At 42.4% G+C, this 10,271-nt stretch carries 9 protein-coding genes and 1 riboswitch; of the genes, 8 read left to right on the top strand and 1 reads right to left on the bottom strand.

All coding sequences use genetic code 11. The features are described 5' to 3' along the window. Positions 1-75: 75 nt before the first annotated feature. Positions 76-2,193 (bottom strand): TonB-dependent receptor, encoded by a 2,118-nt coding sequence (locus GQR46_RS10550; RefSeq protein ID WP_010555267.1) that lies wholly within the window; start codon positions 2,191-2,193, stop codon positions 76-78. Between the two features lie 84 nt (positions 2,194-2,277). On the opposite strand from GQR46_RS10550, the gene GQR46_RS10545 reads away from it, so the two are divergent. From GQR46_RS10545 to GQR46_RS10510, 8 genes are all read left to right on the top strand, one after another. After that, a complete protein-coding gene (locus GQR46_RS10545; RefSeq protein WP_010555268.1) occupies positions 2,278-2,676 on the top strand; it encodes an acyl-CoA thioesterase in 399 nt (132 codons plus the stop codon). Between the two features lie 126 nt (positions 2,677-2,802). Further along, on the top strand, positions 2,803-3,201 hold the full coding sequence (locus GQR46_RS10540; RefSeq protein ID WP_010555269.1) for an META domain-containing protein: 399 nt from the start codon (positions 2,803-2,805) through the stop codon (positions 3,199-3,201). A gap of 107 nt (positions 3,202-3,308) precedes the next feature. Next, positions 3,309-3,423, top strand: a riboswitch (TPP riboswitch). Positions 3,424-3,563: 140 nt separating this feature from the next. Next, positions 3,564-5,516, top strand: a complete 1,953-nt coding sequence (gene thiC, locus GQR46_RS10535; protein ID WP_165740921.1) for a phosphomethylpyrimidine synthase ThiC — start codon at positions 3,564-3,566, stop codon at positions 5,514-5,516. Positions 5,517-5,621: 105 nt separating this feature from the next. Continuing rightward, positions 5,622-6,632 carry an FAD-dependent oxidoreductase gene (locus GQR46_RS10530; protein ID WP_165740920.1) on the top strand — a complete coding sequence of 337 codons (1,011 nt, stop codon included), beginning with the start codon at positions 5,622-5,624 and terminating at the stop codon, positions 6,630-6,632. A 7-nt stretch (positions 6,633-6,639) separates the two neighbouring features. Continuing rightward, positions 6,640-6,834, top strand: coding sequence for a sulfur carrier protein ThiS (gene thiS, locus GQR46_RS10525; RefSeq protein ID WP_002960781.1), 195 nt, complete (start codon positions 6,640-6,642; stop codon positions 6,832-6,834). A 5-nt stretch (positions 6,835-6,839) separates the two neighbouring features. Beyond that, positions 6,840-7,631 carry a thiazole synthase gene (locus GQR46_RS10520; RefSeq protein ID WP_024592345.1) on the top strand — a complete coding sequence of 264 codons (792 nt, stop codon included), beginning with the start codon at positions 6,840-6,842 and terminating at the stop codon, positions 7,629-7,631. 9 nt (positions 7,632-7,640) lie between these two features. Beyond that, positions 7,641-9,176 carry a thiamine phosphate synthase gene (thiE, locus tag GQR46_RS10515; RefSeq protein WP_165740919.1) on the top strand — a complete coding sequence of 512 codons (1,536 nt, stop codon included), beginning with the start codon at positions 7,641-7,643 and terminating at the stop codon, positions 9,174-9,176. Between the two features lie 20 nt (positions 9,177-9,196). Beyond that, on the top strand, positions 9,197-9,946 hold the full coding sequence (locus GQR46_RS10510) for a HesA/MoeB/ThiF family protein (RefSeq protein ID WP_165729218.1): 750 nt from the start codon (positions 9,197-9,199) through the stop codon (positions 9,944-9,946). Positions 9,947-10,271: the final 325 nt, after the last annotated feature.

Genomic DNA, 10,271 nt, shown 5'->3' with positions numbered 1-10,271 from the left:
ACACCGCGTTTAATTTAAACGCGGTGTTTTTATTTGCTTGCAGAAAGCTTTCATTTGAAAGCCAACGGCTGTGCTTTACAGATTAAGCGTAAACGTAACACCTGCTACACGAGGCTCACCTAATTGTGTATAGGTATGCGTTGCGTAACCATCTTGTGGGTCATTACCAAACTCAAAACCACGTGTAGGGACTGTCTCATCAAACACGTTACGAGCCCATGCGCGAACTGCCCACATGTCTGCTTCGTAGCCAAAGCTTAAGTTAACTAAGTTGCTGCTTGGTGCCTGTGAGTTATGACTATCTGAGAAGTAGTAGTCGTCCTTACCTTCAACACCAATCATACCGTAAAGCTCACTTGTAAAGTTATAGCGAGCAGTAAACGCATACTGGTATTTAGGTGACTGTGCTTGCTCACGACCGTCTTGGTTTAAGCCAGACTGCGTTACAAAGTCATCTATTTCAGTGTTTAAGTAACCAGCACTACCCGTTAAAAATAGATTATCAGTTAGTTGGTAACTACCTTCAACTTCTAATCCGTAGTTGCTACCAGAACTTGCGTTATCAACATAACCGGTAAATTGCTGACCTTCTACTTGCCATGCTTTTAACTGAATATCGTCGCGGTGCATGTAAAATGCAGCTAAGCGAAGCGTAAATTTGTCATCAAGCGATGAGCCTTTAACACCAAATTCGCCACTCCATAAATATTCAGGGTCGAAACTGGTGTGTTGCTGGAAAAAATCAGCGCTTAGGTTTAAGCCTTCATCTTTGGCTTTAGCAAGCGCTTCTGAGTTAATACCGCCAGCTTTGTAGCCACGCGTAATGCTGGTGTAGATCATAGTGCGATCAATCACTTGATATTCAAGTGCTATTTTACCGCCAACCATTACGTCGTCAGTGTCTTGTATAAAGCCATTACTATCGGTGTAGTCGCCTTGGTATTGCTCTACACGTAAACCTGTAATGAGTGTTGTTTTAGGGCCAATTGGAGTCGCTACTTGACCATATACTGCAACGTTACTCGTTTCGTAAGTTGAAGAAAACGGGCTTGCTAACCATGTGTATTGGCGCTCTAAATCAACGTCACGGTTTTGGTAATAAATACCCGCAACCCAGTTACCCGTTTTAGAATTAAACTGTAAATCTACAGACTGATCGTCGCGATCGCGGCTGTAAAGATCGGTTGAGCTGTATCCATCTGGATGTAAGCCAGCAGCACATAACTTTGGCTCACTTGTATCGTTACATACCCAGTCTTCGTCAAAGCTGTAAAGTAATTCGGTATCAATAGCCGATAGGTTTAGATTTACATCAAAAGCGTCAAAACCCGTGTAAGTATTCTTGACACCTATAGCGTAGCTTTCTTGATTATCTTGGCCTGGTTCATCGGCAACACTATTGCGGCTGTTATCAAGCGTAAACGCATCGTAACCATTGTTTATGTCAATATAGTGAAGGTTTAACTCAGTATTTAAATGCTTTGTAAGCTGACTGTTTATTTTAAAGCGGGCTACTTGTTCGTCTTGATTTTGTGTTTCGTCATTTAAGTACAAGTTATCTACGTAGCCGTCTGACTTTCTGCGAAAGTAGCTAACGCGTGCGCTAGTGTCATCTGTTAAACCAGTGCTTGCTGCAATACCTGCTTCGCGGGTGTTGTACGTGCCAGCACCTACTTGTAATTTTAAACTTGGATCGCTCGTGGCTTTAGCTGAACCCATTTGGATCATACCGGCCATACCGTCTGCGCCAAAGCGTGTACCTTGTGGGCCACGATAAATTTCTACTTGGTCTATATCAAATAATAATGAGCTGCCACCAAGACCAGAATAGTTAATACCATCAATAACTAAGCCTACAGATGGATTAATAGGGTCTACAAATTGTGAGCGAAGTCCCACGCCACGAATTTGGATGTAACGACCACGCGACGCACCAGATGCAAAATTTACATTGGCGGCACTGCCTAACATTTCGTCTAAGTAACTTGCACCACGTTGATTAATTTCATCTTCGCTGAATAAGCTCGCACTCGCGCTTAAAGTTTGAATGCTTTCGCGCTGAAAATCGCCAGTTACAACAATTCTTTCTAGGTCGCTATCATCAGCGTTAGCTGCAATTGGTGCACCAAGCAGCGGTAAAAGTGCGGCAGTAATTAAAGACAAACGTAAGTTCATTGGGTTACTTAACTCCATTTTAGGGACTCGTATGGTAGCAATTATTTAAACACATGTGCTATAAACGCGGCAATTATACGTTAAATAATCAGGATTACTAATATGACCTTTAAAGTTGACTTCAAAGTACGTGATTACGAATGTGACTTACAAGGTATCGTAAATAACAGTGTTTATTTTAATTATTTAGAGCATGCTCGCCATGAATTCTTGTACGCACACGGTATTGATTTTGCTCAATTAGCGAAAGATAAAATTAACCTAGTCGTGATGCGCAGCGAAATGGACTATAAACATTCACTACTACCAGGTGATGAATTTTATGTGGCTGTGGAGCCGCAGCGTATCAGTCGTTTAAAATTTGCGTTTAAGCAAACGGTTATACGTAAAAGCGATGAAAAAGTAATGCTCAATGCACTGGTTATAGGAACGTCTGTTAATGAAAAAGGTAGACCGTTTTTACCTGAGCAAATAGATAACGTATTTAAAACTACAACTTAGTACTTAATCGCATAACTTTTGAACTATCATAGAACAAAAATTTACATTTAAAACATGCATTTTTAACGGATAAAGGGCATAAATATTGTTACAATTACATTAATTAGACAATTAGTTAGTAGTAGCATGAAATTAGCAGCAATACCGATGCTTATAGTCGGTTTATGTGTTGGTTGCGCATCAACAGGGACGGTTACCAGTGAGCAGCTTAAATACACCCAATGGCAATTATCACGTGTTGATGGTTTAGCAATTCCACCTTCGTTTAATGCATCAATGAGCTTTATTGAAGCACTGCAAGTAAACGGTTTTGCTGGCTGTAACAAATTTTTTGGTGAAGGCTCGCTTGAAGAAAGTAACCTTACCGTAAGTAAATTAGGAATGACGCGCAAGTCGTGCGGCGAAGACCTTGATGAGTTTGAGCAGCAGTTATTACAAGCCTTAAAGCAAGGTGCAGAGCTTAAAATGCAAGACCAGCAATTAGTCATGCAAGGCGAGCAAACATTTGTGTTTATCCCTAAATAATTTTAAGTTTTTGAAAAACAGCCCCTTGCGGGCAGTTTTTAACTGACGTACACTCAGCGCAGATTTGATGGATAACACCTTCAAATTAACGAACAGAATTTATATATCAATACTTGTCGGAGTGCCAAAGCTAAGTAATTAGTTTTTGGCTGAGATCGCGAAAGCGGGATCCGTGAACCTGATCAGGTTAATACCTGCGTAGGGAACAAGCTGCCTAAATAAGGACGCTTGTGCGTCTTTTTTTATGCGCACAATAAAGTGATTTATTTTTTAGGCTGCAAAGTAGCATGTACGCTACTTTACGATCTTTCTCTATTCCTCGGAATATCTGACAAGACAACCCTTAAGCAATGAGGCAAGTCATGTCAAATACTACAAATAAAGCGTCACGCCGAGAAACTCGTGCTGCCGCGTCTGAATATATTTATAACTTAACGGGTCAACCGTTCCCAAACTCTCATAAAGTATACGTTGAAGGTACTCAACCTGGTGTGCGTGTTGGTATGCGTGAAATCACATTAAGTGATACGTTTATTGGTGGCACAGATGAAAACCCTGTTTATGAGTCAAACGATCCGCTTCGTGTTTACGATACGTCGGGTCCGTATACCGATCCTAATTTTGAACTAGATGTACGCAAAGGCTTACCAAAATTTCGTGAACAATGGATTGAAAGCCGTGGCGACACCGAAGTTTTAGAGTCAGTGACGTCGCAGTTCTCGCAGCAACGTATGGCAGATGAAGGGCTGGATCATATTCGCTTTGATCACCTTCCAAAAATTCGCCGTGGTGTCGCTGGTAAAAACGTAACGCAAATGCACTACGCACGCCAAGGGATTATTACCCCTGAAATGGAATACGTAGCTGTTCGTGAAAATATGGGGCGTGCAGAAATTCGTAAAGAATTACTTGCCGCGCAGCATAAAGGCGAGTCGTTTGGCGCGAGTATTCCTGAATTTATTACCCCAGAATTTGTACGCGACGAAATAGCCCGTGGTCGCGCTATTTTACCAAATAATATAAACCATCCAGAAACAGAGCCTATGATTGTAGGCCGTAACTTTTTAGTAAAAGTTAATGCCAATATTGGTAATTCATCGGTTAGCTCATCTATTGAAGAAGAAGTAGAAAAAATGGTGTGGTCTACCCGCTGGGGCGCAGACACCGTGATGGACTTATCAACGGGTCGTTACATTCACGAAACGCGTGAATGGGTTGTACGTAACTCGCCTGTACCTATTGGTACAGTACCGATTTATCAAGCGCTTGAAAAAGTAAATGGTGTGGCTGAGGATTTAACGTGGGAAATTTTCCGCGATACGCTTATTGAACAAGCCGAGCAGGGTGTTGATTACTTTACTATTCATGCCGGTGTACTGCTTCGCTATGTACCAATGACCGCTAAACGTGTAACCGGTATTGTGTCGCGTGGTGGCTCAATTATGGCTAAGTGGTGTTTAGCGCATCATAAAGAAAACTTTTTATACACGCACTTTGAAGACATTTGCGAAATTTTAAAACAATACGATGTGTGTTTTTCACTCGGTGATGGACTTCGCCCTGGTTCGATTGCTGACGCCAACGATGAAGCACAGTTTAGTGAGCTGCGCACATTAGGTGAACTGACTAAAATTGCGTGGAAGCACGACGTACAAGTATTTATTGAAGGTCCGGGACATGTGCCAATGCACATGATTAAAGCCAATATGGACGAGCAATTAAAACATTGTGACGAAGCGCCATTTTATACTTTAGGCCCGTTAACGACCGATATTGCACCAGGGTATGACCATATTACTTCTGGTATTGGGGCGGCTCAAATAGCATGGTACGGCTGTGCAATGCTTTGCTATGTAACACCTAAAGAGCATTTAGGTCTGCCAAATAAAGAAGATGTTAAAGAAGGCTTAATTACCTACAAAATAGCTGCACATGCCGCCGATTTAGCAAAAGGGCATCCTGGCGCGCAAGAGCGCGATAACGCCTTATCAAAAGCACGCTTTGAGTTTAGATGGCATGACCAATTTAATATTGGTTTAGATCCAGACCGAGCTCGCGAGTATCACGACGAAACCCTGCCGCAAGAATCAGGCAAAGTGGCTCACTTTTGCTCTATGTGTGGTCCTAAATTTTGCTCTATGAAAATTAGCCAAGAAGTACGCGATTACGCTAAAGATTTAGAAACACGTGGTATTGATCCTAATAACGCTGGCGACGCTATTGAAATAAAAATGGTTGATGTAGAAGCCGAAATGAAAGCTAAGTCAGCTGAGTTTAAGCAAACAGGCTCAGAGATTTACCACAAAGCGGTATAGCAAGAATTTAGATGCAGATGCAGGTGAGGTTTTATACCTCGCTTCTTTAAATATTGGAGAAGTGCGAGTGAATTTGCACCTACTAATAACTGCTTTGGAGGTTTTATGTTTTATAACATTGCTGTGGTGGGTTTTGGTTTAGCAGGGCGCTTAGCTGCCCTTGAGTTAAGTAAGTTGCATCATGTAACGGTGTTTGAAGCAGACGATGAGCAAACCCCAAATAGCGCAGGTAAAGTGGCTGCAGCAATGCTGGCACCGCTGGCTGAGTCGGTGTTATGCGAGGCTGATTTAGCTTTAATGGGGCTTGATTCAATGAAGCGCTGGCCCAGCATTATTGCAGAACTTGAAAGTGAGGTTTTTTTTCAGCAGCAAGGCACTTTGGTCATTGCGCACCAGCAGGACAAAGGCGATTTACAAAGCTTTGCACAGCGTATAAAACCGCTAGCTGATCACACTGCCGAGCATATAAATGCTCAACAAATTACAATGCTTGAACCTGAACTTGCAGGGCGTTTTAACCAAGGTCTATTTTTACCCTGCGAGGGGCAAATAGATAACCAAGCATTTTATAAAGCCAGCTTTGCACAGCTCAACAAACGCAAAGTAAAGTTTGTATTTAATCAGCGCGTAACCATTGGCGACAACAAAATAAACAATCGACCCTTCGATTACATTATTGATTGCCGTGGGCTTGGTGCTAAAAATACTCAAGATGATAAACCGCTTAGAGGTGTGCGCGGCGAAGTAGCAAGGTTATACGCACCAGAGGTAAGTTTAATCAGGCCTGTGCGTTTAATGCACCCGCGTTATCCAATTTATATAGCGCCTAAACCTAACAGTGAATATGTAATTGGTGCGACTGAAATAGAGTCACAAGACAATGGCGCCGCAACAGTGCGCTCAACTCTTGAGTTACTTTCAGCGGCTTATACCGTACACAGCGGGTTTGCCGAAGCACGACTACTTAGTATTCAAACCGGATTACGCCCTGCATTTAGCGATAACCGCCCAGAAGTATCACAAGTTGGTAATGTAATTAGCATTAACGGTTTGTATCGACATGGTTATATGTTGGCGCCGGCATTAGTGGCGCAAGCAGTTTCACGAATAGAGTGAGAGTAGAATGAATATTACAATTAATGGCGAGCTACTTAATGTTAATAGTAAAGCACTCGTTGAGGTACTTCAAAGTTTTGGTGCAGTCGCGCCTTTTGCTGTGGCTGTTAATGGCGAATTTATTCCACAAAGTCGGCACAGTAACTATGTACTTAATGAAGGCGACAGTGTTGAGTTGCTGTCACCCATTCAAGGCGGATAAAGCTCATGCAAACTAAAGACTGTTTAACTATTTATGGAGAGCAAATAAAGAGTCGTTTATTAATAGGCTCTGCACTTTATCCGTCGCCCGACATTATGACCCAATCGATAGTCGCCTCTGGCGCTGAAATTGTAACCGTGTCGCTTAGGCGCCAACAAAGTGCAGCGGCAGGTGATGATTTTTGGCAGTTAATAAAAAATACCGGTTTAAAAATACTCCCTAATACTGCAGGGTGCCACAGTGTTAAAGAAGCGATAACGCTTGCAAAAATGTGCCGAGAGGTATTTGCCACCGACTGGATTAAGCTAGAGCTGATTGGCGATGATTACAATTTACAGCCTGACCCTTTTGCGCTACTTGAAGCCACAAAAATATTAATTAATGATGGCTTTAAAGTATTGCCTTATTGCACCGATGACTTAGTACTTTGCCAGCGCTTAAATGAGCTAGGGTGTGAGGTGCTTATGCCGTGGGGGGCGCCAATAGGCACCGGTAAAGGCTTGTTAAATAGCTATAATTTAAAAACTATTCGAGAGCGCTTACCCGATACCACATTAATAGTAGATGCCGGTTTAGGTTTGCCATCGCATGCCTGCCAAGCACTCGAAATGGGGTATGATGCGGTATTATTAAATTCAGCCATTGCAGGGGCGGGTTGCCCAATTACTATGAGCCGCGCATTTAAAGCCGCAGTTGAAGCAGGGCGCTTTGCATATCAAGCAAAAGCAATGCCTGAAAAAGACGTTGCAGCCCCATCAACCCCAACAATGGGTATGCCATTTTGGCATCAGCAGTAAGGAAAGAATATGAATAATGTAGTGTGGACAATTGCCGGTTCTGATTCTGGCGGCGGTGCAGGTATTCAAGCTGACATAAAAGCAATGCAAAGTTTTGGTGTGCATGGCTGCACGGCAATTACGGCGCTTACTGCACAAAATAGTTTAGGCGTAGAGGCTATTAATGCAGTGTCTACCGATATTATTGAATCGCAGTTACTAGCGCTTGAAAAAGACATGAAAGCCAAAGTGATAAAAATTGGCATGTTAGCCAATGTGCAGCAAATTCAGTTGATCAGCGAACATATAAGTCATTATAAAACTAAGTGGCCTGTGCCTCCCGTTATTGTATATGACCCTGTCGCTATTGCCTCAAGCGGTGACTTACTAACAGAAGAAGACACGGTAAGCGCAATAAAAGAATGTTTACTGCCGCTGGTGGATGTAATAACCCCAAACACCCACGAAACACAGTTATTAACCGGTGTGTATTTAATTGGTCCAGCTGCAATAAAAGAAGCGGCTAATAAGCTATTAAGTTGGGGCGCTAAAGCCGTTGTTATTAAAGGCGGACATTGGGATTACCCAAGTGGCTACTGCATTGATTATTGTATTGATAGTAGTACGCAAAGTGGTGAAGAATATTGGTTAGGCAATCAAAAAATACAAACACCGCATAACCACGGCACCGGGTGTAGCATGGCTTCGGTAATTGCTGCGTGTTTAGCTAAAGACTACCCATTAAAAGATGCCTTTATTTTAGCTAAGGCATATATAAACCAAGGGCTAAAACAGTCTGTTCGATACGGCGAGGGGATTGGACCGGTTGCTCATACATCGTTCCCCACTAATTTAGCTGACTACCCACAAGTAATTGAGCCCGGTAGCTGGCTGGGCGATGAACTAGATTTTGATGTGCCGCTTGATTTTAATATGGCTGCTGATTTTGCACCTTGTGAAAGTAAATCGCTGGGCTTATATGCGGTTGTTGATAGCACCGATTGGTTAGAAAAATGCTTACAACAAGGCATTAAAACAGCGCAGTTACGCGTTAAAAATAAAACGCAAGACGAGCTGGATGAGCTCATTAAGCTAGCTGTTGAGCTGGGCAAGCAATACAATGCACAGGTATTTATAAACGATTACTGGCAGCTAGCTATTAAGCATGGTGCGTATGGTGTGCATTTAGGGCAAGAGGATTTAGACATTGCTAGTTTAGCCGCTATTAAAGACGCTGGGCTAAGGCTTGGGCTTTCTACTCATGGCTTTTATGAAATGCTGCGTGCGCATAATTATCGCCCTAGTTACATGGCATTTGGTGCTATTTACCCAACCACAACAAAAGACATGACAGGGCAAATACAAGGTCTTGAAAAGCTGATTAAATTTGTACCGCTTATGCAAAGCTATCCAACAGTGGCAATAGGCGGTATTGACTTAAGCCGTGCTGAGCAGGTAGCGAAAACCGGCGTAGGCAGTGTTGCCGTAGTGCGTGCGATTACCGAGGCTGATAATTACGTAGAGGCTATAAGTGCTCTGCAAGTAGCCATAAGCAGTGCAAATTAATACTAACAAGGCTGGTAAACGTGAATGAGCTAAGCGAAAAAGAAACCCTTCGTTATAGCCGCCATTTGTTGCTTGAAGAAGTTGGGCTTGAAGGGCAGTTAGCACTTAAATCCTCAACGGTTGCAGTAGTGGGGGCTGGTGGTTTAGGTAGCCCAGCACTTTTGTATTTAGCTGCGGCGGGCATTGGAACGCTTATTTTAATTGACGATGACGAAGTTGAACTTTCAAATTTACAGCGCCAAGTGCTTTATAAAATAAACCACTTAGGGCAAAACAAGGTCGCTGCGGCGGGTAAAGTATTAGCGAGTCTTAATAATCAAATAGAAATAGTAACGCATTGCCAAAAGTTAGATGAGAATAATGCAGCTAACATGCTAAAAGGTGCCGACATCGTACTTGATTGCTCTGATAACTTTAGTACTCGCTATAGTATTAATCGTTATTGTATTGCTAATAAAACACCGTTAATTTCTGGTGCTGCATTGGTAACTAAAGGTCAGTTAATGGGCTTTGATTTTAGGCAAAGTGATAGCCCGTGCTATGGCTGTGTTTTTCCACAAAGCGAAGCTACACCGGTTATAAATTGCAGTAACGCAGGAGTAATTAGCCCGCTACTTGGTGTAATAGGCTCTATGCAGGCGCAACTTACGCTCAACTTATTAATGGGGCATGCAGAGGGATGTGTATTTATAACGTTTGATGCGCTTACTTTAAAGCAGCAGCACTTTAAAGTGATTAAAGATTCAGAGTGTAAAGAGTGTGGTAAATAGGTTTTTGAGGGGCTTGTGCCTGTTATTACATGTGGCGTTAAAGAATTAAAAGCTGCGCTTTTCGCGTGAGCAAGCTTCACGCCTACAGTACATCAAAATTCTTACACCAAACTTGTAGATGCACAGCTTGCTGGCGTGACGAGCAAAGCTCGTAATTTCTATGCCAGATGTCTTCTCATTTACATCTCTTTTGCTTCTCTTAGTGCAATAAGATTTTAAGTGATTTATTCACAAAGAGGTTTAGAGGGCGCTGCGCTTTAGAGAAGCCAATAAGTAAGTAAAGTATCAGTTATAAATATTAAAAGCGGCGCTTTACGCGTAAGCA

Origin of the sequence: Pseudoalteromonas sp. Z1A6 (assembly GCF_011378745.1) — a bacterium.
GTDB lineage: Bacteria > Pseudomonadota > Gammaproteobacteria > Enterobacterales > Alteromonadaceae > Pseudoalteromonas > Pseudoalteromonas arctica.
Note: the sequence above shows the minus strand (reverse complement) of the source record. Positions and strands in the feature narration are given on the sequence as shown.